The sequence below is a fragment of the Nocardiopsis alkaliphila YIM 80379 genome, assembly GCF_000341005.1.
Classification (GTDB): Bacteria; Actinomycetota; Actinomycetes; order Streptosporangiales; family Streptosporangiaceae; genus Nocardiopsis; species Nocardiopsis alkaliphila.
Map to the genome: position 1 here is coordinate 12,168 of NZ_ANBD01000149.1, position 23,473 is coordinate 35,640.

A 23,473-nucleotide genomic window follows, 5' to 3' on the forward strand; every position below is an offset into this window, starting at 1 on the left:
GAAGTGTCAACGACAGCTGAAGAGACGACCGGCGCCGGCACCGCCACCGGTCGGATCGCCCGGGTCACCGGCCCGGTCGTCGACGTGGAGTTCCCCGTCGGCTCCCTGCCTGCCATCTACAACGCCCTGCACACCGATGTGAGCATCGGTGGCACGGACAAGGTCATCACCCTGGAGGTCGCTCAGCACCTGGGCGACAACCTGGTCCGGGCGATCTCCCTCGCCCCGCAGGACGGCATGGTCCGTGGCGCCGAGGTGCGCGACACCGGCGCGCCCATCAGCGTGCCCGTCGGCGACATCGTCAAGGGCCACGTGTTCAACACCCTGGGCGAGTCCATGGACGTGCCCACGGCCGAGCTCGGTGTGACCGAGCGCTGGCCGATCCACCGCAAGGCCCCCTCCTTCGACCAGCTCGAGTCCAAGACCGAGATGATGGTCACGGGCATCAAGGTGATCGACCTGCTCACCCCGTACGTGCGCGGTGGGAAGATCGGTCTCTTCGGTGGCGCGGGCGTGGGCAAGACGGTGCTCATCCAGGAGATGATCACCCGTATCGCCCGTAACTTCGGTGGTGTGTCCGTGTTCGCCGGTGTCGGTGAGCGTACCCGTGAGGGTACGGACCTCTTCTTGGAGATGGACGAGATGGGGGTCCTCCAGGACACCGCGCTCGTCTTCGGTCAGATGGACGAGCCCCCGGGCACTCGTCTGCGCGTGGCGCTCTCGGCTTTGACGATGGCGGAGTACTTCCGTGACGTCCAGGGCCAGGACGTGTTGCTCTTCATCGACAACATCTTCCGTTTCACCCAGGCGGGTATGGAGGTCTCCACGCTGCTGGGCCGTATGCCCTCCGCCGTGGGTTACCAGCCCAACCTGGCGGACGAGATGGGTCAGCTGCAGGAGCGCATCACCTCCACGCGTGGTCACTCCATCACCTCGATGCAGGCGATCTACGTCCCGGCCGACGACTACACCGACCCGGCTCCGGCGACCACCTTCGCCCACCTGGACGCGACGACCGAGCTCTCCCGCCCGATCTCGCAGAAGGGCATCTACCCGGCGGTGGACCCGCTGGCCTCCTCCTCCCGCATCCTGGACCCGCAGTACGTGGGTGAGGAGCACTACCAGGTGGCCCAGCGGGTCAAGGAGATCCTGCAGCGCAACAACGACCTGCAGGACCAGATCGCCATCTTGGGTATGGACGAGCTGTCCGAAGAGGACAAGATCATCGTCAACCGGGCCCGCCGGATCGAGCGTTTCCTCTCGCAGAACATGTTCGTCGCCGAGAAGTTCACCGGCACCCCGGGCGTGTTCGTGCCGCTGGAGGAGACCATCGCCTCCTTCAAGGGTCTGTGCGACGGTGAGTACGACCACCTGCCCGAGCAGGCCTTCCTCGACGTCGGCAACATCGACATGGCCGTCGAGAAGGCCAAGAAGCTGCAGGAAGGCTAGGACTGCGCGTCAGGGCCCCCGAACGTCGAAATCGGGGGTGACGGGCGGGGCTAGTTCCCAGGCGGGGTCGAGTATCGATTCGTGCTCGACCTCGCCGAACCCACCCGCTAGCCGAGGAGTTTGTGGCAGTGTCGAAGAAGCTTTTCGTCGAGATCGTCTCTCCCGAACGTGAGATTTGGGCGGGCGAGGGCGACATGGTCATCGCGAAGACGGTCGAAGGTGAGATCGGTGTGCAGCCGGGCCACGTGCCGGTGCTGTCACTGCTCGCCCATGACGCGGTCGTTCGCGTTCTGGGCGCCCGTGAGACCGGTGAGGTCAAGGCCGCCGCCCATGGCGGGTTCGTCTCCGTTTCGGGTGAGGGCCGTATCTCCATCCTCGCCGAGACAGCCGAACTCGCCGAGGACATCGATGTGGATCGTGCGCGTCAGGCCCTGACGAGCGCGACCGAGGCGGGCGACAGCATCGCCGCCGGCCGTGCCCGTAGTCGTCTGCGCGCCGCCGGCGAGGAAGTCGCCTAGCGTAACCGAAAGGCGTGACGAGTGGTGGAGCGGCTGCAGGGAACACCGTGGTCGGAGTCCTTGTGGTGGGTGTTTCTCGCCCTCGTCGTCGCCGTGGCGCTGGCGCTGCTGACCGCGGGGGCCCTGCGGCGGTTCGTCCTGATACGCAGCGGTGGCGCCATCGAGTGTTATCTGCGCGTGCGCGGGGCGAAGGGCCGTCGAGGTTCCTGGCGTGTCGGTTTCGGTCGATACGGCACCCAGAACCTGGGCTGGTTCCCGGTCCTTTCACTCAGGCCGCGGCCGACAGTACGACTGTCGCGCCGCGGCCTCGTCGTTGTGGGTCGCCGTTCCCCGGATGCGGGAGATGTGCCCCTGCCAGCCGACGTAACGGTCGTGGAGATCGGCTGGGGGGCCGAGGACGGGTCCGATCCGCAGGTGGCGGTCTACGAACTCGCGATGGGGGAGGGCCAGCTCACCGGGTTCCTGTCGTGGATCGAGTCCATGCCCCCGGGGACCCACTGGGAGGCCTGAGCCTTCGGAAACGCGGCCCCACCTGGTTCACACCGGTGGGGCCTGTGTGTTTCCATGACCCCATGAGTACTATCGTCGCTTTCTCCGTCGCCCCGCTCGGTTCCGGTGAGTCCGTTACTCCGGCGGTGGCTCGCGCCGTCCGGGTGGTGCGTGACAGTGGGCTGCCCAACGAGACCTCCGCTATGTTCACCAGCATCGAGGGTGAGTGGGACGAGGTGATGGACGTGGTCAAGCGTGCGGTGGAGGCCGCGGGCGAAGGGGAGAGTCGGGTGAGCCTGACCCTCAAGGCCGATGTCCGTTCGGGGGTCACCGACGGTCTGCGAGGCAAGGTCGCGGCCGTCGAGCGTGAACTCGACGGCCGCGACTAGGTCGTGTTCGCCCTCTCCCACCCGTCGCCCGCTCGCCCGTCCTCGCGGGACGGTCTGGCGGTCGACGGCCCTTCGTCGAACCAGCCGCCCCACGCGCCTCCACGGATTTCACGGAACAGGGCCTGACCGCGCTCGAACGGCGCCCCCGCTGTTCGCCGAACAGGCCCTGACGCGAGGTCAAGTCGACGCGTGCGCCCCTATGGCGACGGCGTAGTGCCGCCGGGAGGAGCCGTTGTACAGCAGCGCCACCACGGTGAAGGCGAAGAGCGCGGAGATGATGGCGCCGAGCCCGTAGACAGCGGTGAACATCAGAGCCAGGAGCGCCACTCCCGCGATGGCGTTGACGACGATGGTCGCGCCACGTGCTCGGGGGTGGTCCTTGCCGACCATCACGGCCAGGACGATGGACACCAGTCCGTAGACCAAGGCCAGTCCGGCGCCGAGGTAGACGGCCCAGACCAGGTTCTGGGCGGCCTCGGCCTCGGCGGCGAACTCAGCGGGCAAACGGTTCCGAAGGTCGCTCCCCTCGATGAGGACGGCGCCGAGGAGGCCGAAGAGTCCGTAGACGAGCTGGTAGGTGGCGATCAGGATCAGCAGTACCAGAACGGCGATGACGCTGCCGGGTTTGGTCTTCGTATTCATGGTTCTCTTCCTCCTGTCAGGGGGAATCGCTCACACCAAGCCCTAGCCGTTCTGGGACCGCTCACACACGAAAGCCTCCAAAGCCCGCGTTTTCGCAGCGGGGCGGGGGCGATCCCGCTCGCGGGGCTTCGAGCTTTCGGACCTAGTCCCGCTCCCCGCCGGGCTTCCAGAGAACCTCGTCTTTCTCCTTCGCCACGTACCGACCGAGGATGAACAACAGGTCCGAGAGCCGGTTCAGGTACTGGGCGGTGAGGGGGTTGACGCTGTCGCCGTGTTCGGCGATGGCGGCCCACACCGAACGTTCGGCCCGTCGGACCACGATCCGGGCGGTGTGCACCAGCGCGACGGTGGGGGAGCCGCCTGGCAGGATGAAGCTACGCAGGGTGGGCAGGTCCGCGTTGTAGGTGTCGCAGGCCTCCTCCAGCCGGGTGACGTACTCGGGGAGGACGCGCAGGGGCGGGTATTCGGGGTCGGGTGTGATGGGGGTGGACAGGTCCGCGCCCAGGTCGAAGAGTTCGTTCTGCACTCGGCCCAGTAGGGCCCGGACGTCATCGGGGAGTTCGCCCATGGCCAACGCCGTACCGATGGCCGCGTTGGCCTCCTCGGTGTCGGCGTAGCCGATGAGTCTGGTGTCGTTCTTGGAGGTCCTGCTCATGTCGCCGAGCGCCGTCGTGCCGGCGTCACCGGTGCGGGTGTAGATCTTCGACAGCACGACCGGCTTGTCCGTGTCCCTTTTGGTCATGGGGCCAGCCTAGAGGCATGGGGTTCTCCTGGGTGTGAGCACGACCCCCGACAAGGATTCGTGACTCAGGATAACTGTTTGATCTCAGCCGGTGATCATTGCCTGTCTCGCTGATACCTTGGGGAGCAAGGGAGCTACGGAGAGTGGTTTCCAGCGGTGTTCGCGTCGAGACACCGTTCGGACGGAACAGAGGGGACCGTTCGAGCGTACGGGCGCGGGGGGAGACGCCGCGAAGGGGCGGGTGGCGTGGGACCGGGGGGTTCACGCCACCCGCCCCTTCTCATTCGAGCGAGCGGGTACGGGTATGGACGCAACCGAGGCTCGGGAAAAGCGGGACTACTTCACCCAGGCGTCGCCCAGGCGAGGCAGGTCGACCTCGACCGGGGCGCTGAAGGGGACCACACCGTTGACCGGGAGCGTGTTCGCGGCGAGGAACTCTACGCCGTGCGCGCCTGCCGCGGACAGTTCGGCCACGGAGTCCCAGTTGATGTTGTCCATGGTGTCGTCCGGGGTGTGGTAGTACGGGTCGAACAACTCGCCGGCGGTACCGCCGTACCACTCGACCTGCTCCTCGGACTTGACGCCGTCGGCACCGCTGAACAAGCCACCGGAGGGGATCCCCGCCTGCATGAAGGCCAAGTAGTCGCTGCGGCCGCTCAGTACGCCGGGCTCACTGACCTGGCCCTGCTCCTCGAAGTAGTCCTCGAAGATCTTGGCGATCGCGCCGGAGCCGGCGGGGGCACCACCGGACTCAGGCAGTTCCATCCGGCCGTCCAGCACGAAGCGGCCGTAGTTGTGGGAACCGATCATGTCGAAGTTGAGGTACAGAGCGATGTCGTCGATCTCTTCGGGGGTCCGGTCGGCGACGTACTCGTTGGAGCCGATCAGGCCGGACTCCTCGGTGCCCCAGAACGCGAAACGGACCTGGTTGTTCGGGTCGCCCTGCTCGGCCAGCCGCAGGGCGGTCTCCAGGACGAACGCCACGCCACTGCCGTTGTCGTTGATGCCGTGGCCATCCTCGACGCTGTCGAGGTGACCACCGACGACCACCACGTTGTCCTCCTTGCCGCCCGAGGTGTCGGCCAGGACGCTGTAGGAGGTCTCGGTGGTGACGGTCGAGTCCACCTCGATCTTGAGTCGCAGGTTGCGGGCGATGGAGGCCATCTCCTCGCCCAGCTCACCGGAGACACCGATCGCCGGGATGTCCGATTCCTCGCCCACGGTGCCGAGGAACACCTCGTCCTCGTTGTTGTAGACGAGGCCGGCCACGGCGCCCGCGTCGGCGGCGTTGCGCACCTTGTCCCCGAAGGGGCAGGTGCCGCGCTGCATCAGCGCGATGTGGCCCTCGGGGAAGTCCTCGAACTGCTCCGGGGCACAACCGCTGTCCGTGGAGCCGGGGGAGACCACGGTCACCTTGGCACCACGGACACTGCCCGCGCCGGAGTAGGACATGGTCTCGAAGTGTTCTCCCTCCTCGTAGGAGGTCTTCTCCGGCGTGACCTGGGACAGGACCGTGGGGGAGTTCATCCGCCAGGCCTCGTAGTCGTACTCGTGGCGGTAGGGCTCGTAACCGGCTCGCTTCAGCTGGTCCTCGATGTAGAGCGCGGCCACGTCGTAGCCCGGGGTGTTGGTGGCCCGGTTCCCACCGTTGTATTCGGCGATCATGTCGAGGTTGGCCAGGTGTCTCTCGATCGCGTCGACGGTCACCGCCTCGGAGAGGGGGAGTTCGTCGGCGTGCGCCGGCGCGCCCGCGAGGGTGGCCGCGGTCATCAGCAGGGCCGCGAGACCGGCGGTGGTGGCGCGCCGCCGGTAGGGGGATGGGGTCGCCCCGTGGGGCGACTTCCCGGGGTGGCTTGAACGCACGATGCTTCCTCCGGTGTAGGGGGTCCATCGAACCGTGGTGTGGGGAATGGACACCTGGGGTGGGCGAGGTACCGGAGAAGCCTTGCATCGGTCGAGGGTCGCGGCAAGGGAGGGCGTATCACATTGCCACAATCAGCCATAGGCCTTACGTAAGTGTGCACATTGTGATTGGATATCGGGTTCCAAACGACCTGATCGTCTTGTCCGTGGGGTTTCAGGGCTTCCGTCAAGGGTGGGAAACGGTCACCGTTCTTCGTCGCCCTGGTGCTTACGGGGCCGGTACTCGACTCCGACCCCGCCCATCACCGCGAGACCACGGATGTGCACGATCGGGGCGTCCGGTTCCACCACGCTGGGCGTGGTGTCCCCCTCGATTCCGAAACCGCCCATGATCGGCAGTCCGTGCACGCGCACCTGGATGTCCTCGGGCACGATGATCCCGACGCCGCCCATGACCGTAGCGATCCAGATGGTGGTCTCGCGCTGGGTGAAGCGGGCCTCGCGCAGGTCGAGCTCGATGCCGCCCATCACCGCCGCGGTGACGAACGTGCCCGGGACGACCCAGTTCCCGGACCGGTCGGCCCCGCCCATGAGGGCCAGGGCACTATGGCTGGTGGCGGGGGTGTCCGAGAGCCGACCCGCGCCGTAGATGGGGCGGGGCGAACGGAAGTCGGTCGGGGGCGGGGATGTGGCGGAACCCGTGTCCGGCAGGTCATGGGTGAGAGGGGCGAGTTCTCCAAGGGTCTTGGCCCGATAGACCGCGTCCAGGCGTTCCCCGTGCTCATCGGGGTCCAGACGGCCCTCCGCCAGGGCCTCTCGGAGGCGGTGCGCGACGGCGTCACGGTCGGCGTCGGAAGCCCGCATCCGGCCGTGACCGTCCTCGTGGGGGGTGATTTCGCTCATCTTTTCCACCATAGCCCGATTCTTCCAGGCTGAGGCTGTCACGGCGTCCGGGAAAGTCCCTGAGCGAGCCCTGAGAAACCATCGGAGCGGCTCGGGGCCTACCGCTCCGGGAGTAGCCCGCGAGGGACACCGCTGCCGTCCGGTCGCTCACTCCCGGCTTCTCGTAGGCGCGCATCAGGTGGGTCTTCACCGTGGTGGCGCTGATGCGTGGGGCCGTGCCGATGGCCGCGTTGGCGCGTCCCTCGGCGGCCGGCCGCAGGACCTCGACCTCTGGTGGGGACAGATCGGGCCCCGCCGGTTCGGGGCGTCGCCGCACCCGGGTGAGCAGCTTTCCCGCCAATCGACCGCTCAGCACCGTCTCCCGGCGGGCCGCAGAACGGACCGCCTCGGCCAACTCCGCGCGTGGGGTGTCCTTGAGCAGGTAACCGGTCGCACCGGTGTCTTGGGGACCAGGGTCTCCTTCTGCCAGACGATCCCGATCCGCGCACGCCAAGCGCGCCCGGCCTTACCCGGATCCTCGCCCAGAACCCGGACGTCGTCACCGGTACGGGTGCGGAATCCTTCGAGGATCTCGACGGCGGTGGACTTGCCCGCGCCATTGGGGCCGAGAAGGGAGAAGACCTCGCCGCGGGTGACGCTGAGGTCGATGCCCACGACCGCGTTGTTGTCGCCGTACCGCTTCTGGAGGTCGCCGACCTCGATGACCGTTTCGCTCATGCCCCGACTCTCCCGTGGAAGGAGGGCCAGGGGTATCCGCCACGAAGACGAGCCCGTGTCCTGCGGTCGGAGGACACGGGCTCGGGGGTCGCCACGCACATTCCTCAGGGCCAAGGCCCGGGGCCGAAACGGGGTCGGTCAGAACAGGCGCAGGGTGTCGGGTTCGATGCCACGCAGTTCGTCGTAGTCCAGCACCACGCAGGTGATTCCACGGTCCTCGGCCAGAACCCGGGCCTGGGGTTTGATCTCCTGGGCGGCGAAGATCCCGGTGACCGGAGCCAGCGAGGGGTCCCGGTTGAGGAGTTCGAGGTAACGGGTGAGTTGTTCGACGCCGTCGATGTCCCCGCGTCGCTTGAGCTCCACGGCGACGGTCCTGTTCTCACCGTCCCGGCACAGGATGTCCACCGGGCCGATGGCGGTGGGGTACTCGCGGCGGATGAGCGTGTAACCCTCGCCCAGCGTGGTGATGTGTTCGGCCAGCAGTTCTTGGAGGTGGGCCTCCACACCGTCCTTTTGGAGCCCGGGGTCCTTGCCCAGTTCGTGGGAGGAGTCGTGCCAGATCTCCTCCATCGTCAGAACGAGTTTCTCGCCGGACTTGTCGTGCGTGACCGTCCACACGTCGGGACCGTCGGCCACGGTCTCCTCCCGCAGCTTGCAGGGCGGATTCATCCAATTCAACGGTTTGAACGCCCGGTCGTCGGCGTGGATGGACACGCTCCCGTCCGCCTTGATCAGGATCAGGCGGGGAGCCATGGGCAGGTGGGCGGTGAGCCGGCCGGCATAGTCGACGCTGCACCGCGCGATGACAAGACGCACGGGAGGCACGTTACCGCTTTCGGTGGGATACGGGGGACGGATGGGAGAAGCGAAGGTCCCGAGCGACGCGGTCCAGGTCGTCCGGATGTTCGTGCGCAATCGTTGGGTCATCCTGTTCATCAGCATGGTGGCGCAGGTGGCGAGTGTCTCCGCGATCTTCGGGATCCCCGTCGTCCTGCCGCGTCTGCGGGAGGACTTCGGGGTGAGCACGGCCCAGGCCGGTGTGCTGGCCGGACTGCCCGCCTTCGGGCTGCTGCTCACCCTGCTGGCCTGGGGCGTGGTCATCGATCGGGCGGGCGAGCGCGCCACGATGGCGCTCAGCCTGGTCCTGACGGCCGGCGCCCTCGGGTTGTTGTGGCTCGCTCCCGGACCGTGGTCGGTGGCGGGGGTCCTGTTGCTGCTGGGTGCGGTCGGTGGCCCGGTCAACGCGGCCAGCGGCCGGCTGGTCCTCGTCTGGTTCGCGGCGAGGGAGCGCGGCCTCGCCATGGGAATCCGACAGTCCGCGCTGCCCCTGGGAGTGGGCCTGTCCGCGCTGATCCTGCCCGGCGCCGCCGAGGCATGGGGGTTCGTGGGGGCGATGACGCTGCCCGCACTGCTCTCACTCGTGGCCGTCCCCTTGGTGCTGGCGATGCCCACGAAACCGGAGCGTTCCCGGCGGGCGCCGGTGGGCGGGGACACCACGGAGATCGGTGAGCCCTCACCTCCCCGCTCGCCCTACCGGGACTGGACGATCTGGCGGGTCCACGTGGTGAGCATGTTCTTGGGTGTTCCCCAGGTGACCCTGATGACCTACGCCGTGCTCTACCTGGTCCAAGAACAAGGTTGGAGTCCACCCGCGGCGGGAGCGGTGGTCGCGGCCGCGCAGGTGCCCGGGGCGGCGGGACGGTTGGTTCTGGGGGCGGTCTCGGACCGCAGCGGCGAACGGATGCGCCCCGTGCGCCTGTTGGCGGTCGTCGCGGTCTCGGCCTTGGTACTGCTCACGTTCGCGCCCGAGCCTTGGCCGTGGAGCGCGGTGCCGTTGGTGCTGGCCTGTCTGGTGTTGACGATGTGGCACAACGGGCTGACCTTCACCGCGGTGGCGGAGATCGCCGGCACCGCGTGGGCCGGGCGGGCGTTGGCGGTGCAGAACTGGCTTCAGGCGGTCAGCACCACGCTCACACCGGTCCTCATGGCCGGGGTGATCACGGTGGCCGGGCTGCCCTGGGTGTTCGTGGTGAGCGCGGCGTTCGCCGCGTCGGCGGTCGCCGTGGTACCAGGGCGTATTACCAGTGGGTAGCAAAGAGGTGGTCCCGGTGCGCCTCCGGGGCACCGGAGCCGAATAGGCTGGGCCCATGGTGCAGGAATTCAAGAAGGTCGGCGTCGTTGGACTGGGCACGATGGGTGCGGGCATCGCTGAGGTGTTCGCCCGTGCGGGCTTCAACGTCGTCGGGGTCGAGATCGACCAGGCCGCCCTCGACCGCGGCCGTGGTCACGTGGACAAGTCCCTTTCGCGTGCGGTCAGCAAGGGCAAACTCACCGAGGACGAACGCGGCGCCATCGACGCGCGCCTCACGTTCAGCATCTCTCGCGAAGATCTCGCGGACGCGGACTTCGTCGTCGAAGCCGTCCCCGAACGCATGGACATCAAGCGTGACGTGTTCGGCGACCTCGACCGGATCTGTGCCCCCGGCACGATCCTGGCGACCAACACCTCCTCGCTTTCGGTCACCGAGATCGCGGCGTTGACCGACCGCCCGGAGAAGGTCGTCGGTCTGCACTTCTTCAACCCGGCCCCGGTCATGAAGCTGGCCGAGGTCATCACCACGGTCTCCACCACGGAGGAGACCGTCGACATCGCCACCGAGGTCGCCAAGCGCATCGGTAAGACCCCGATCACCGTCGCCGACCGCGGCGGCTTCGTGGCCAACGCCCTGCTGGTGCCCTACATCAATGACGGCATTCGCCTCTACGAGCGTCAGATCGCCACCCGTGAGGAGATCGACGAGTCCGTCAAGAAGGCCGCCGGCCTCCCGATGGGCCCGCTCACCCTCGCCGACCTGGTCGGCCTGGACGTGTGCCTGGCCGTCATGGACGTACTTTGGGAAGAGTTCCGCGATCCGCGCTACTCCGCGTCCCCGCTACTGCGTCGCATGGTCGCCGCCGGGCGTCTGGGTCGCAAGAGCGGTCAAGGCTTCTACGGGGGCAAGGACGAGGCCCCCGAACCGCGGCGCACCGGTCGCCTCGCCCAGATGGTGCGGGAGGAGGAGGCCCTCGACCTCGGGGAGATGCTCATCGCCCCGCAGATCGACGACGCGATGCGCATGATCGGCGATGGCTACGCCTCCGCCAAGGACATCGACACCGCCATGCGGTTCGGGTGCGGTTACCCCAAGGGCCCCACCGAGCTCCTGGAGGACCGCGGCGCCGAATCCGTGATCACCACCCTGGTGGCGATGGGCGAGTACGGTCTCACCACCATCTCGGTGCCCGCCCCACTGCTCATGGACCGACTCCCCGATGTGGAGGAGTCCGACTCACACGGTGGCTGCGCCTGCCATGGCTAGGCGGGGTTCTTCNGCGCTTTGGCGTGTTCGGGCGCCAAAAGACAGGGCAGGAACCTTCGGCGCCTACGGTGTGATGGTTCGTTCCTCGCGATCCCACCTACGGCACCTCCCAAGCCCTGCCGGCGCCCGAACGGTGACCCCCGTGGTGCACCGAGCAGGACCTGACCCTGTCGCTTCGGGCCGTCGTCACACTCCCACCAGGGGTGTGACGGCGGCCACTGTCGTTTTCTCCTACCCTTGAAGGGTGAGTCCGCGCCGAAACAGCCCCCGTCGCAAGAACGCTCGGGGCCGCAAGAACGCCGCCGGCCCTCCCGACGAGGACGCCCTCATGCTGCGCATCACCGGAGGGCAACGCCGAGAGACCGGGCCGGACGGTGAGTACGTGACCCGCCGCATCCCCGGTGCGGCCGCTACCAAGGTCTACCGCTGCCCCGGCTGTGCCCAGGAGATTCCCACCGGTATGGCGCACGTGGTCGCCTGGCGTCCCTACGGCGACGGTGGCGACCGGCGACATTGGCACTCCTCCTGTTGGGAGCGGCGCTCCCGGCGCTCTCCCAGAGCTCCCCGCTACTGACCCTGGACCGGATGGAAGAGAGGGCCCATGGAGATCCGCGCCACCACGGTGCTTCCCGCCGAACGCCGTGCCATCACCTTGCACACCGCTGACGGGCTGGAGTTGGTCGGCGAACTGGCCCTGCCCGAGGGCGGAAAACCGGACGCCACCCTGGTGTGCCTGCACCCGCTGCCCACCGCCGAGGGCATGATGGACAGCCACGTCCTGCGTAAGGCGTCCTTCCGGTTGCCGGCCTTGGCCAACATCGCGGTGCTGCGTTTCAACACCCGTGGCACCACCTCCCGCCACGGCACCAGTCAGGGTGAGTTCGGCGAGGGCGAGACGGAAAAGCACGACGTGATCGCCGCCATCGAGTTCACCGAATTCGAGGAACTCCCCGAACCCTGGTTGCTGGGGTGGTCCTTTGGCACGGAACTGGCACTGAAGTGGGGCTGTGACCCCCAAGTGCGGGGTGCCATCCTCTTGTCCCCACCCTTGCACCGAGCCGATGAGGCCGACATGGAGGTGTGGGCCTCATCGGGCAAACCGGTCACGGCCCTGGTCCCCGAACACGACGACTTCCTCAAGCCGGCCGAAGCCCGTGAGCGTTTCGCCCCGCTCACCCAGATCGAGATCGTGGCGGTGGACGGTGCCAAACACCTGTGGGTGGGCGAGCCCTACGTGCGTCGGGTGCTCGATGAGATCGTCGCGCGGGTCAACCCCAAGGCCCACCCCTTGCCCACCGAGTGGGACGGCCCTTGGGAAAAGGACACCCAGTGATCCCCTCCGGCCGCTGAGATGACGAAGGGCCCGGCCCACAGGAGAAATCTCCGTGGGCCGGGCCCTTCGTCATCTCAGACCGACACGACCGGAAGGGTCGTGTCTACTCCTGCCACCAGTCCTCGTCGTCGCCGCCCTTGCCGGAGTGGGCCGGCTGCTTGGGCTCTTCGGCCGGTGTGGCCTCCTGCTGAATGGCGGCGGGGGTCGGAGCCGCGGGGGCGGCCGGAGCCGGGGCCGGTGCGGCACCACCACCGAGCAGCTGACGCAGCTGCTGCAGGTGCGACTGGATGCTGTCGCGCTGGCGGTTGAGCTCGTCGACCTCCTTCTTGGCGGCGGTCATGATCCGGTTGGCCTCGGACTTGGCGTCGGAGACCAAGTGTTCGGCCTTGGACTTGGCGTCGCTCTCGATGGAAGCAGCGTTCCTCTTGGCGTTGCCGACCACCTGCTTGGCGTGGTTCTCGGCTTCGCGGCGGGTCTGCTCGGCCTGCTGGCTGGCCTTGGTGGCCCGCTCCTCGGCGCTGCGAGCGCGTTCTTCGGCCTCGCTGACCATCTGCTGGGTCGCGGCCTGGGCGGCGGCCAGACGCTCGGCGTCCTGCCGCTCGGCCTCGGCCCGGCGGTCGGCCAGTTGCAGCTCGAACTGGTCCTCGGCCTCGGTGCGGCGGGCCTCGGACTCGGCGTAGGCGCGCTCGGCGTTCTTGCGCAGTTCCTCGGCCTGGCTCTTGGCGGCCTGGATGGTCTCGTCGCGCTCGCGTTTGGCGGCGGCGCGGGCCTGGGCGCACTCGCGCTCGGTGGTGGTGCGCAGCTTGGCGATCTCACCCTCGAAGGTGGCGCGCTTCTCGGCGATCTCGTGGTCGACCGCGGAGCGCTTCTTTTGCACCTCGCGCTCGGTCGTGGAGGAGAGTTCGTCGGCCTCGCGGCGGGCGGTGGTGCTGATCTCCTCGGCCTCGGCCTCGGCAGCCTGACGCTGTTCGTCGGCCTCACGCTGAGCCAGGGTACGGACCTCGGTGGCCTCGGACTCGGCCGCAGCGCGCATCTCGGCCGCCTCGATCTTGGCGGCCGAACGGATGTCGTTGGCGTCGATCTGCGCGCTCTGGACCAGCTCGTTGGCCTGCTCCTCGGCCAGACGCAGCAGTTCCTCGATGCGCGACCCCAGCCCGGAGTAGGTGGGGCGCTCGCGCTCCTGGAGTTGGCGCTGCTTGGCGGTCAGCTCCGCCTTGTACTTCTCAGCGTCCTTACTGGCCTGCTTGACCTCGTTGCGGAGCCCGTCGAGGTAGTCCTGCACCTGGGTGCGGTCATAGCCACGCAGCACCACGTCGAACTCGGGCGGAGTGTTGTCTTCGTCGAAAATGTTGTTGAGCTGGGTGTCAATGTTGTTTGACGACATGTGGCGGAATCCTGAACAGGTGCGAGACGGCTACTTGCGGACTGCCGGGGGGCGGCAGGAGGGCGGCTGCTGTGCCCCGGTGGGACGGATGCATCCGGGGATGAGTGAGCCGAGGTGCGGACCGGAGTGGTGCTGAGGGTGGCTCTGCCCGACTCCGATGGCCGCCCCTGTGTGATGGCACTGCTGGGTACGGCCGACCCGGTTCACTACCGGACTGTCAAGACACGGACCAGCGCCGGATGAAAAGCACATCCGGCGGCTAGCAGACTTTATCAAGCGTGCCATCCCTTGGAAGGGGGTTTCGGGTAACTTCCGAGGGGTCTGAGGCCAATCACTCATGTGGGGCACAAGATGTGATGACTCCGGGACGGTTCCGTGATATTTCCGGGCGAAGTAAGCCTCTGTATACCCTCAGTGCGAACTTTGCACCAACTCGGTGAGGACGCCGCCACAGTCCTTGGGGTGCAAGAAGACGATCTTGGACCCGGCGGTCCCGGTCCGCGGCTCGGCGTCCAGGACCCGAACGCCCCGATCGGCGATCCCGGCGGCGCTCGCGGCGACATCGTCGGTGCCGAACGCGAGATGGTGCACCCCCTCCCCGTTGCGGGCCAGGAACTTGGCCACGGGGGAGTCCTCCCGGGTCGGTTCCAGTAGTTGCAGGTACGTGGCCCCACCGTCATCCGTGCCATTGACCCGCAGCATCGCCTCGCGCACCCCCTGCTCCTCGTTCACCTCCTCGTGCTCCACCTCGAAGCCGTACGTACGGCGGTAGAACTCGATGGACGCGCCCAGGTCGTGGCAGGCGATACCCACGTGGTCCAGGCGGGTCGGGACGGAGAACGGGCCGGTGGGAACGGGTGCGTCGCTCACGGGGTGAACCTCTCGAACGTCGGTGTGCGCTGTGTGGGTATCGTTGCAGACCAGGTGCGTCACCCATCACTTGGAGGCCAGTTAAGATGCCCGGTTCCGTCATCGTCGGTGGGGCACGGACCCCCACCGGCCGACTCCTCGGCTCCCTCGCCGGGTTCTCCGCCGCCGACCTTGGCGGTTTCGCGATCAAGGCCGCTCTGGAGCGTGCCGGTATCGACGGCGAACAGGTCGGATACGTGGTCATGGGACAGGTGCTGCAGGCCGGGGCCGGTCAGATCCCGTCCCGCCAGGCCGCCGTCAAGGCCGGTATCCCCATGAACGTCCCCTCGGTGACCATCAACAAGGTCTGTCTGTCCGGCCTGGACGCGATCGCCTTGGCGGACCAGCTCATCAGCGCCGGTGAGTTCGACATCGTGGTCGCCGGCGGCATGGAATCCATGACCAACGCCCCGCACCTGTTGCCCAAGTCCCGCAAGGGCTACAAGTACGGGTCCATCGAGGTCATCGACGCCACGGCCCACGACGGCCTCACCGATGCCTTCGAGGGTGACTCCATGGGCGCTTCCACCGAGCGCCACAACGGCAAGCTCGGCATCGAACGCGCCGAACAGGACGCCTTCGCCGCCCGCTCCCACCAGCGTGCCGCGGCCGCGGCCGAAAAGGGTCTGTTCGATGAGGAGATCGTCCCCGTCGAGATCCCGCAGCGCAAGGGCGACCCGATCGTGTTCAAGCATGACGAGGGCGTTCGGGCGGACACCACCGTCCAGAGCCTGGCCAAGCTGCGGCCGGCCTTCGACCGCGAGGGCACCATCACCGCCGGTTCCTCCTCCCAGATCTCCGACGGCGCCGCCGCGGTGGTCGTGATGAGTCGCGCCAAGGCCGAGGAACTCGGTGCCCCGATCCTCGCCGAGATCGGTGCGCACGGGAACGTCGCCGGACCGGACAACTCACTGCATTCCCAGCCCTCCAACGCCATCCAGCACGCCCTGACCAAGGCCGGCAAGACGGTGAAGGACCTGGACCTCATCGAGATCAACGAGGCCTTCGCCGCGGTCGGCCTCCAGTCCACCAAGGACCTCGGAGTCTCCGAGGACATCGTCAACGTGAACGGCGGCGCCATCGCTCTCGGCCACCCGATCGGTGCCTCGGGCGCACGCATCGCCCTGCACCTGGTGCACGAGCTGCGTCGTCGTGGTGGCGGCCTCGGTGCCGCCGCCCTGTGCGGCGGTGGTGGCCAGGGCGACGCCCTGCTGTTCTCCGTGCCCGCCGAGTAGGAGCGAGTACGCCGGGTCCGTCCTGGGCACGGCGTACTCGGGAATCGTTGAAACCCGTGTGGCCCGGGAAACCCTCGCAAGCCGCACGACGCACCTGTAACCCATGGGGCGAGGGCCATGAGCCCTCGCCCCATGTGGTCGAGTCGAGGAGTCAGATGAACGCCCCCCAGTTGGTCGAACGGGTCCGTGAAGGTGACCGCAGGGCGCTGGCCCGTGCGCTCACCCTCGTGGAGAACGGGACCGAGGAACTGCGCCCCATCATGGCGGGGTTGGCGCCCCACACGGGTCGGGCTCGCGTGGTCGGGTTCACCGGTTCACCGGGAGTGGGCAAGTCCACCACCACCAACGCCGTGGTGCGCGCTGCTCGTGGCCGGGGAAAGACGGTCGCCGTCTTGGCGGTGGACCCGTCCTCGCCCTTCACCGGTGGCGCCTTGCTGGGTGACCGGGTTCGGATGCAGGAACACGCCATCGACGAGGGGGTCTTCATCCGCTCCATGGCCAACCGAGGGCACCTGGGCGGCCTGTCGTGGGCGACCCCGCACGCGTTGCGGGTGCTGGACGCGGCCGGGTTCGACGTCATTCTGGTGGAGACCGTCGGGGTGGGTCAGGCCGAGGTGGACATCGCCGGACAGGCCGACACCACCGTGGTGCTGTCCGCGCCCGGGATGGGCGACTCGGTCCAGGCCGCCAAGGCCGGGGTGCTGGAGGTCGCCGACGTCTTCGCGATCAACAAGGCCGACCGGGACGGTGCCAAGGCGGCCCTGCGCGAACTGCGTCAGATGGTCGCGATGAAGGACCGTACCGATGACGAGTGGAAACCGCCGATCGTCATGACGGTGGCCTCCCAGGGCGAGGGCATCGACGAGTTGTGGGAGCGGCTCCCGCAGCACNTCGACGAGTTGTGGGAGCGGCTCGAGCAGCACTTCGCCCACCTGGAGTCCTCCGGTGAACTCGCCGCGCGGCGGGGCGCCCGGGCTCGGAGCGAGGTGCAGGCGATCGTGCTGGAGACGCTGCGCTCCCGCCTGGGCGCGGTGGACGCCGATGGTGGTCTGGACGTCTTGGCCCGGGAGGTCGCCGCGGGGGAACGTGATCCCTACGCCGCCGCCGACCTCCTTCTCAAGGAACTCTGACCCCTGACGGGAAGAAACGGCCGGGAGGGGTCGTCGCACGTCGATCCCTCCCGGCCTGGCGGCGGTGCTCCCCGGATCAGAGCACCGACGCCGCCCGTGCCCGTTCGTGAGACCGAACGGGGGTCTTTCTACCGGCCCAACGCCGCGTCGATCGCGGTGATCAGACTGCCGTCGGCGTCGTCACCGTCGATGGACCAGATCATGACGCCGCCGAGTCCGTTCTCCTTGACCCAGTCGGTCTTGCCGGCCATGGCGATCTCGTCGTCGTAGGTCCAGAAGGTCTCGCCGTCGTAGAGCCACGCGGTACCGAGGTCGTCGTCGCGGTGTAGGTCGAAGCCGGAGAGTTCCTTCAGGGCCTTCCAGTCCTCGGTGCCGTCGGCATGGACGCCGGGGGCGGGGCCCTGGGCCGGCTGGAAGAGTCCGTCACCGTTGGGGCCGGGCTCCACCCCGGTCCAGCCCTGGCCATAGAACGGCACGCCCAGGACGAGCTTGTCGGGGTCGACCCCACGGTCCAGGTAGGCCTGGACGGTGGTCTGGGTGGAGAGTGCCTCGCCCGGGTCGTCCGGATCCGCGACCAGGTTGGACTGGTGGTTGGTGACCGACTCCCAGGTGCCGTGGTAGTCGTAGCCTTGGACGGTGACGAAGTCGAAGCCGCTCATGAGCTCGTCCAGTTCGTAGCCGGCGTCCAGCCGCCAGGCGCCGGCCGGCATGAACGAGGTGAGCTCGAAGTGGCGGCCGGTCTCGGATTCCAGGTCGTCGAGTTGGTCACGGAACTCTTTGACCAGGGCGGTGAAGTTCTCCTTGTCCTCGGGGCGCACGGTGTTGTGCGGGTTGCCCTCGGAGCCGGGCCACTCCCAGTCCAGGTCGATGCCGTCGAAGATCCCGTAGGCCACGCCCTGGCCACCGGCGCCGTCGATGACCGGCAGGTCGCCGCGCAGGTAGAGGTCGATGCAGGAGCCGACCATGCGCTCGCGGGATCGGGGGGTCGAGGCGGCGTCGGAGAAGTGTTCGGACCAGTTCCAGCCACCCAGCGAGATGTTCACCTTCAGCTCCGGGTACTGCTCCTTGAGCTTGCGCAACTGATTGAAGTTGCCGCGCAAGGGCTGGCCGGGACCGTCCGCGGCACCGTCCACGCTCTCCCCGGCGGGGACCACGCGGCCGTAGTCGGCGAGCGCGTCACCCTGCTCGGGCTCGTTGGTCATGAAGCACTCGCCGTCGGCGCCCACGTTGCCGAACGCGTAGTTGACGTGGGTGAGCTTGTCGGCGCTGCCGGACTCCACCAGGTCACGGACGTGGTAGTCGCGCTCCTTGACACCCCACTGGGTGAAATAGGCGATGCTGAGCTCGTCGTGTTCAGGGCCGGGGGAGGGGCTACCCGCACAGTTCGCCCCGTTGATGGTGCAGTCGAGCAGGTGGGTGTTGCCGTCGGTGTGCACTCCGTTGAATCCGAAGCTGTAGGTGCCGCCGGCGGGCACGACCGCGCCCCAGCGCGGTGGGGTGACGGTGTAGCCGTTCGAAGCGGAACCCTCGAGGGTGGCGTTCCACAGTTGGTGGACACCGTTGCCCTCGGGAAGGTCGAACTCCAGGCTCCAGTCCGCGAGGTCGGTGTCGGAGGGATTGTGGATGGTGATCTCGCCGGTGTACCCGGTGTTCCAACGGGCGGACTCCACGTAGGTCACGGTGGGGGCGGTGGCCTCGGCCTCCTGTGCGGCGGCGTGGGAGGGGGACAGCGCGATGGGCAGCGCCAGCACGGCCGCGGCGGGGACCGCGAATGTGTTCCTGAGTCGTCGTGCGCTCACGTCGGGATCTCCTGGGGAACGGGTCAAGGGGCGTGTGCGGGCGGCCCGTATGACGTGGGGAGTAAATTTTTAGGAAACTTAACTAACAATTACGAGTCCGTCAACGTCCACGCGGGTGGTTTCTTGCCGAAGGTGGAACGTTCGCAGGTCGACGCCGGGCCTTCGGCGCCGGACGGTCCGAGGTGAGGGGTGCTGGAAGGGTCCCGGCCCTGGAGCCGGGACCCGGCCGTACTCGGAGCGCGGGTCAGCCGAGCGCGGCGTCCACGGCGGCCATCAGGCTTCCATCGGCGTCATCGCCGTCGATGGACCAGATCATGACGCCGCCGAGTCCGTTCTCTACGGCCCAGGTGGTCTTCTGGGTCAGAGCGATCTCGTCGTCGTAGGTCCAGAACGTGTTCCCGTCGTACAACCAGGCCGTTCCAGACTCGTCATCGCGATACAGGTCGAAGCCGGACAAATCTTTGACGACCTTCCAGTCCTCGATACCCGCCTCGTAGCTACCTGGAGCCGGGCCGGTGGAGGTCTGGAAGAGCCCGTCACCGTTGGGGCCGGGCTCCACCCCGGTCCAACCCCGGCTGTAGAACGGCAGGCCGAGCACCATCTCGGCCGGGTCCACCCCACGGTCGAGATAGGCCTGGATGGTGGTCTGGGTGGAGAAGACGTTCGGTCCCGGGTCGTCGGGGTGCTCCACCAGGTTGGACTGGTGGTTGGTGAGGTCCTCCCACGCACCGTGGTAGTCGTAGCCCTGGATGGTCACGAAGTCGAAGTCGTTCATGAGCTCGTCCATCTCGAAGCCCAGCTCGATCTTCTCGGGATCCGCCGGTAGGAAGGCGGTCAATTCGAAGTCGCGGCCGGTCTCGGCCTCCAGGTCGTCGAGTTGGTCACGGAACTCTTTGACCAGGGCGGTGAAGTTCTCCTTGTCCTCGGGGCGCACGGTGTTGTGTTCGTGGCCCTCGGAGCCGGGCCACTCCCAGTCCAGGTCGATGCCGTCGAAGACCCCGTAAGCGGAGCCGGGCCCGCCCGCGCCGTCGAAGATCGGCAGGTTGCCGCGCAGGTAGAGGTCGATGCAGGAGCCGACCATGCGCTCGCGGGATTGGGGGGTCAAGGCGGCGTCGGAGAAGTGTTCGGACCAGGTCCAGCCGCCCAGCGAGATGTTCACCTTCAGATCGGGGTGGATCTCCTTGAGCTTGCGCAACTGATTGAAGTTGCCACGCAGGTCCTGGCTCCACACGTCGCCCACGCCGTCGACGCTCTGGGCGTCGTTGAAGGAGCGTCCATAGTCGGCCCAAGCGTCGCCCTGGCCGAGCTGATTGGCCATGAAGCACTCGCCGCCGGCGTTGACGTTGCCGAAGGAGTAGTTGATGTGGGTGAGCTTGTCCGCGGTGTTCGAGGTCTGGAGGTTGTTGACCAGGTAGCCGCGATCGTAGATACCCCACTGGGTGAAGTAGGCCACGCGCAGGTCCTCGGGTGGGTCGGCGGGCCCACCGTCGTCGCCGCCTTCGTCCGTGGTGGCCTCGACCGGCTCGCTCTCCGGTCCACGGTTTCCGGAGGTGTCATAGGCGCGGACGGTGAAGGCGTGGGAGGTCTGGGGGGCCAGGCCCGAGACGGTGGCGCTCAGGGTGTCGGGGCCGACCGCGCGAACCGGCTCACCGGCGGAGAGCACCTCGTATCCGGCCACGGCGACGTTGTCGGTAGCCGCTTCCCAGGAGAGCGAGACGGTGGTCGCGGTGGTCGCGGTGACGGTCAGGCCACTGGGGGCGGTGGGCGGCTCCTGGTCGATCTCTCCTGGTTCACCGGAGCAGTGGGATCCGTTGACCAGGCAATTCTCCGGAAGGGTCTCGCCACCGGTATGGGTGCCGTTCCAACCCACCGAGTAGCTGCCGCCGGCGGGGACGGCACCTCCCCAGGAGGGCGGGGTGAGGACGTGGACGCCGGCGGAGGTGGAGTGCGCGGCGTTCCAGAGCGAGGTGATGGTGGTTCCGGCGGGAAGGGTGAATTCCACGTTCCAGTCGCTCAGGGCGGTGCCGGACTCGTTCTCGATGGTGAGCTGTCCACCGTAACCGCTGTCCCAGCGGCTGGTCTCGACGTAGGTCACCGTGATGTCAAAGGTGTCCGCGGCGGCCGGAGCGACGGCCGAGGCGAAGGGGAGGGCCAGGACGGTGGCGGCCAGGACCGCGAACCGTCGCCGGAGGGAAAGGGCTCTCACGTTGGTGTTTCTCCTGCTGTGCGGGGAGATGGGGGATCGGGGGTGCGTCGGAGGTGAGGCCCCGACGGCGTGTAGAGAGCGGGCACGGCGGGGGAGGCGGTGGTGCGCGGGCCCATCGGGAGGGGAAGAACATGATCATGCCTCTGACGTGGAGGGTTTAATTATTAGGAAACTTAACTATCAGTTTTTCGGGCGTCAATGAGCCCACGTCGACTTTCTTCGAGGAGCCCTTCCCGAACAGGTGGTCTCCGAGGGGGTGGAGTGGATTTGTCGAGATCGAGGACCGGACCAGTGCTCAAGGCGCACACTGTCCCCTTGTGGCCAGATGTTTTCCTTGACAGGCACGGGTGGCTTGGGTTATGGGAAGTCGGCGATGGGATTCGGTACCAGGGAAACGTCCTAGAGTGACGTCGTGGGAAACCCTTTGAACCTTCCGTTCGATCCGATCGAGCGCGCTCACGACAACTGGAGCCAAAGATGGGGGGCCTCCCCCGCGATGGCGGCGGTCACCTCGCTCATGCGCGCGCAACAGATCCTCATCGGTGAGCTGGACGGCGCGCTCAAGCCGTTCGGTCTGACCTTCGCGCGCTACGAGGCACTGGTCCTGCTCACCTTCAGCTCCTCCGGCTCGCTGCCCCTGGGCAAGATCGGTGAGCGACTCATGGTGCATCCGACCAGCGTCACCAACACCATCGACCGGTTGGAGGGGCAGGGCTTGGTGCTCCGCCGTCCCAACCCGGACGATGGTCGCGGCGTGCTCGCGGAGATCACCGAGGCCGGTCGCGGGGTCACCGAGGAGGCCACCCGGACCCTCCTCGACCTGGACTTCGGGCTGGGTTGCTACTCCCAGGAGGAGCTCTGGCGCATGCACGAGATGTTCGTCCGACTCCGGGTCGACTTCGGTGACTTTCCCGCCCCGGCCGTGGAGGCCGTGCGCCGGTCCTGACCATCCGATGGCCGTTTCGGGTGTGTGGCGCCGAAGACGTCTCTTCTGTACATAACTAGTTGGACGTCCTACTATTTGAGTCATGGCGAACACCACAGGCGACCCCACCAACGGCGGTGGGGCACAGGACATCGAGTCCGGACGCGAGCGTTGGCAGCACCGTTACGACTCCGCACGCAAACGCGACGCCGATTTCACCTCCCTGTCCGGACGGCCCCTCGAACCCGTCTATGGCCCCCGACCCGGTTCCGAGGTCCCCGGCTTCGAACGCATCGGTTGGCCCGGCGAGTACCCCTACACCCGAGGGCTCCATCCCACCGGCTATCGCGGCCGTGCCTGGACCATCCGCCAGTTCGCCGGCTTCGGCAACGCCCGCCAGACCAACGAGCGCTACAAGATGATCCTCGCCTCCGGTGGGGGCGGGCTCTCCGTGGCCTTCGACATGCCCACCCTCATGGGCCATGACTCCGACTCCCCGCACGCCCTGGGTGAGGTCGGCCACTGCGGGGTGGCCGTCGACTCGGTCGCCGACATGGACCTGCTCTTCGACGGCATCCCCCTGGGCGAGACCACCACGTCCATGACCATCAGCGGACCCGCCATCCCGGCCTTTTGCATGTACCTGGTGGCGGCCGAACGTCAGGGCGTGGACATCGGCACCCTCAACGGCACCCTGCAGACCGACATCTTCAAGGAGTACATAGCCCAGAAGGAGTGGCTGTACCCGCCGGAGCCCCACCTGCGTCTCATCGGCGACCTGATGGAGTACTGCGCCGAACACATCCCGGCCTTCAAACCGTTGTCGGTCTCGGGTTACCACATCCGGGAGGCCGGAGCCACGGCCGCCCAGGAGTTGGCCTACACCCTCGCCGACGGCTTCGGCTACGTCGAACTGGGCCTGTCCAGAGGCCTGGACATCGACCTGTTCGCCCCCGGGCTGTCCTTCTTCTTCGACGCCCACATCGACTTCTTCGAGGAGATCGCCAAGTTCCGCGCCGCCCGCCGGATCTGGGCGCGCTGGATTCGCGACGTCTACGGTGCCAAGACCGAGAAGGCCCAGTGGTTGCGGTTCCACACCCAGACCGCAGGGGTCTCCCTGACGGCCCAGCAGCCCTACAACAACGTGGTGCGCACCGCGGTCGAGGCCTTGGCGGCGATCCTGGGCGGCACCAACTCACTGCACACCAACGCGCTCGATGAGACGCTGGCCCTGCCCACCGAACAGTCCGCCGAGATCGCCCTGCGCACCCAGCAGGTGCTCATGGAGGAGACCGGGGTCGTCAACGTCGCCGATCCCCTCGGTGGTTCGTGGTACCTGGAGGCCCTCACCGACGAGATCGAGGCCGAGGCCGAACGGATCTTCGCACGCATTCGTCACATGGGCGGCGGCGACGAGGTCGAGCATCCCATCGGCCCGATGACCTCCGGCATCCTGGCCGGGATCGACAACGGCTAAATTA

21 protein-coding genes and 2 pseudogenes are annotated in these 23,473 nt (G+C 67.6%); 12 read left to right on the plus strand and 11 right to left on the minus strand.

Going from position 1 to position 23,473, the window contains the following annotated elements; genetic code table 11:
• Positions 1 to 3: 3 nt before the first annotated feature.
• The 4 genes from atpD to D472_RS0120760 all read left to right on the plus strand — a co-directional run bounded on the left by atpD (position 4) and on the right by D472_RS0120760 (position 2,845).
• A complete protein-coding gene (gene atpD / locus D472_RS0120745) occupies positions 4 to 1,449 on the plus strand; it encodes a F0F1 ATP synthase subunit beta (RefSeq protein ID WP_017606376.1) in 1,446 nt (481 codons plus the stop codon).
• Positions 1,450 to 1,577: 128 nt separating this feature from the next.
• Entirely contained in the window at positions 1,578 to 1,967 is a 390-nt protein-coding gene (locus tag D472_RS0120750; protein WP_017606377.1) for a F0F1 ATP synthase subunit epsilon, read from the plus strand.
• 21 nt (positions 1,968 to 1,988) lie between these two features.
• A complete protein-coding gene (locus D472_RS0120755) occupies positions 1,989 to 2,477 on the plus strand; it encodes a DUF2550 domain-containing protein (RefSeq protein ID WP_017606378.1) in 489 nt (162 codons plus the stop codon).
• Between the two features lie 62 nt (positions 2,478 to 2,539).
• Positions 2,540 to 2,845 carry an MTH1187 family thiamine-binding protein gene (locus D472_RS0120760; protein ID WP_026117919.1) on the plus strand — a complete coding sequence of 102 codons (306 nt, stop codon included), beginning with the start codon at positions 2,540 to 2,542 and terminating at the stop codon, positions 2,843 to 2,845.
• Positions 2,846 to 3,022: 177 nt separating this feature from the next.
• Here the strand turns inward: D472_RS0120760 and D472_RS0120765 are convergent, their stop codons facing one another.
• The 7 genes and pseudogenes from D472_RS0120765 to nucS form a co-directional block, all read right to left on the minus strand.
• Entirely contained in the window at positions 3,023 to 3,487 is a 465-nt protein-coding gene (locus D472_RS0120765; protein ID WP_017606380.1) for a hypothetical protein, read from the minus strand.
• Between the two features lie 142 nt (positions 3,488 to 3,629).
• A complete protein-coding gene (locus D472_RS0120770; protein ID WP_017606381.1) occupies positions 3,630 to 4,229 on the minus strand; it encodes a cob(I)yrinic acid a,c-diamide adenosyltransferase in 600 nt (199 codons plus the stop codon).
• Positions 4,230 to 4,565: 336 nt separating this feature from the next.
• On the minus strand, positions 4,566 to 6,092 hold the full coding sequence (locus D472_RS0120775) for a M20/M25/M40 family metallo-hydrolase (RefSeq protein ID WP_017606382.1): 1,527 nt from the start codon (positions 6,090 to 6,092) through the stop codon (positions 4,566 to 4,568).
• Between the two features lie 243 nt (positions 6,093 to 6,335).
• The gene (locus D472_RS0120780; protein WP_017606383.1) at positions 6,336 to 7,007 is read right to left on the minus strand and encodes a DUF1707 SHOCT-like domain-containing protein; all 672 of its coding nucleotides are present in this window, start codon (positions 7,005 to 7,007) and stop codon (positions 6,336 to 6,338) included.
• On the minus strand, positions 6,931 to 7,350 hold the full coding sequence (locus D472_RS29595; protein WP_449406505.1) for a helix-turn-helix domain-containing protein: 420 nt from the start codon (positions 7,348 to 7,350) through the stop codon (positions 6,931 to 6,933). The genes D472_RS0120780 and D472_RS29595 overlap by 77 nt, the downstream gene beginning before the upstream one ends.
• Positions 7,351 to 7,418: 68 nt before the next feature.
• Positions 7,419 to 7,712: pseudogene (locus D472_RS0120785) on the minus strand (ATP-binding cassette domain-containing protein); the annotation flags it as partial.
• Positions 7,713 to 7,850: 138 nt separating this feature from the next.
• A complete protein-coding gene (gene nucS, locus D472_RS0120790; protein WP_026117920.1) occupies positions 7,851 to 8,528 on the minus strand; it encodes an endonuclease NucS in 678 nt (225 codons plus the stop codon).
• An 85-nt stretch (positions 8,529 to 8,613) separates the two neighbouring features.
• Here nucS and D472_RS0120795 point away from each other — a divergent pair, with 85 nt between their 5' ends.
• From D472_RS0120795 to D472_RS0120810, 4 genes are all read left to right on the plus strand, one after another.
• Complete coding sequence (locus D472_RS0120795) at positions 8,614 to 9,804, plus strand: MFS transporter (protein ID WP_026117921.1); 1,191 nt, start codon at positions 8,614 to 8,616, stop codon at positions 9,802 to 9,804.
• Between the two features lie 55 nt (positions 9,805 to 9,859).
• Positions 9,860 to 11,071, plus strand: a complete 1,212-nt coding sequence (locus D472_RS0120800) for a 3-hydroxyacyl-CoA dehydrogenase (RefSeq protein WP_017606387.1) — start codon at positions 9,860 to 9,862, stop codon at positions 11,069 to 11,071.
• 244 nt (positions 11,072 to 11,315) lie between these two features.
• Positions 11,316 to 11,645, plus strand: coding sequence for an ATP/GTP-binding protein (locus tag D472_RS0120805; protein ID WP_193373501.1), 330 nt, complete (start codon positions 11,316 to 11,318; stop codon positions 11,643 to 11,645).
• A 27-nt stretch (positions 11,646 to 11,672) separates the two neighbouring features.
• Entirely contained in the window at positions 11,673 to 12,404 is a 732-nt protein-coding gene (locus D472_RS0120810; protein ID WP_017606389.1) for an alpha/beta hydrolase, read from the plus strand.
• A 103-nt stretch (positions 12,405 to 12,507) separates the two neighbouring features.
• Here D472_RS0120810 and D472_RS0120815 read toward each other — a convergent pair whose 3' ends face one another.
• Both D472_RS0120815 and mce read right to left on the minus strand, forming a co-directional pair.
• Positions 12,508 to 13,788, minus strand: a complete 1,281-nt coding sequence (locus D472_RS0120815) for a DivIVA domain-containing protein (RefSeq protein ID WP_017606390.1) — start codon at positions 13,786 to 13,788, stop codon at positions 12,508 to 12,510.
• A gap of 411 nt (positions 13,789 to 14,199) precedes the next feature.
• Positions 14,200 to 14,658, minus strand: a complete 459-nt coding sequence (mce, locus tag D472_RS0120820) for a methylmalonyl-CoA epimerase (RefSeq protein ID WP_017606391.1) — start codon at positions 14,656 to 14,658, stop codon at positions 14,200 to 14,202.
• Between the two features lie 86 nt (positions 14,659 to 14,744).
• Between mce and D472_RS0120825 the strand changes: the two genes are divergently transcribed.
• Positions 14,745 to 15,932: an acetyl-CoA C-acetyltransferase gene (locus D472_RS0120825; protein WP_017606392.1), complete on the plus strand. Its 1,188-nt coding sequence runs from the start codon at positions 14,745 to 14,747 to the stop codon at positions 15,930 to 15,932.
• Positions 15,933 to 16,087: 155 nt separating this feature from the next.
• Positions 16,088 to 17,062 (plus strand): methylmalonyl Co-A mutase-associated GTPase MeaB, encoded by a 975-nt coding sequence (meaB, locus tag D472_RS0120830; RefSeq protein ID WP_017606393.1) that lies wholly within the window; start codon positions 16,088 to 16,090, stop codon positions 17,060 to 17,062.
• Between the two features lie 128 nt (positions 17,063 to 17,190).
• Here meaB and D472_RS0120835 read toward each other — a convergent pair whose 3' ends face one another.
• Together D472_RS0120835 and D472_RS0120840 are read right to left on the minus strand one after the other, a co-directional pair.
• Entirely contained in the window at positions 17,191 to 18,861 is a 1,671-nt protein-coding gene (locus tag D472_RS0120835) for a glycosyl hydrolase family 18 protein (protein ID WP_017606394.1), read from the minus strand.
• Positions 18,862 to 19,105: 244 nt separating this feature from the next.
• On the minus strand, positions 19,106 to 21,067 hold the full coding sequence (locus D472_RS0120840; RefSeq protein WP_017606395.1) for a glycosyl hydrolase family 18 protein: 1,962 nt from the start codon (positions 21,065 to 21,067) through the stop codon (positions 19,106 to 19,108).
• Between the two features lie 424 nt (positions 21,068 to 21,491).
• Between D472_RS0120840 and D472_RS0120845 the strand changes: the two genes are divergently transcribed.
• Positions 21,492 to 22,013, plus strand: a complete 522-nt coding sequence (locus D472_RS0120845) for a MarR family winged helix-turn-helix transcriptional regulator (protein ID WP_026117922.1) — start codon at positions 21,492 to 21,494, stop codon at positions 22,011 to 22,013.
• Between the two features lie 82 nt (positions 22,014 to 22,095).
• Positions 22,096 to 23,466, plus strand: a pseudogene (locus tag D472_RS0120850) (acyl-CoA mutase large subunit family protein); the annotation flags it as partial.
• Positions 23,467 to 23,473: the final 7 nt, after the last annotated feature.

Excerpts from the sequence above, each read along its gene's own strand:
- D472_RS0120760 (WP_026117919.1), top strand. The coding sequence starts at position 2,540 with ATGAGTACTATCGTCGCTTTCTCCGTCGCCCCGCTCGGTTCCGGTGAG.
- D472_RS0120765 (WP_017606380.1), bottom strand. The coding sequence starts at position 3,487 with ATGAATACGAAGACCAAACCCGGCAGCGTCATCGCCGTTCTGGTACTG.
- D472_RS0120770 (WP_017606381.1), bottom strand. The coding sequence starts at position 4,229 with ATGACCAAAAGGGACACGGACAAGCCGGTCGTGCTGTCGAAGATCTAC.
- D472_RS0120780 (WP_017606383.1), bottom strand. The coding sequence starts at position 7,007 with ATGGTGGAAAAGATGAGCGAAATCACCCCCCACGAGGACGGTCACGGC.
- D472_RS0120795 (WP_026117921.1), top strand. The coding sequence starts at position 8,614 with ATGTTCGTGCGCAATCGTTGGGTCATCCTGTTCATCAGCATGGTGGCG.
- D472_RS0120800 (WP_017606387.1), top strand. The coding sequence starts at position 9,860 with ATGGTGCAGGAATTCAAGAAGGTCGGCGTCGTTGGACTGGGCACGATG.
- D472_RS0120810 (WP_017606389.1), top strand. The coding sequence starts at position 11,673 with ATGGAGATCCGCGCCACCACGGTGCTTCCCGCCGAACGCCGTGCCATC.
- D472_RS0120815 (WP_017606390.1), bottom strand. The coding sequence starts at position 13,788 with ATGTCGTCAAACAACATTGACACCCAGCTCAACAACATTTTCGACGAA.
- D472_RS0120825 (WP_017606392.1), top strand. The coding sequence starts at position 14,745 with ATGCCCGGTTCCGTCATCGTCGGTGGGGCACGGACCCCCACCGGCCGA.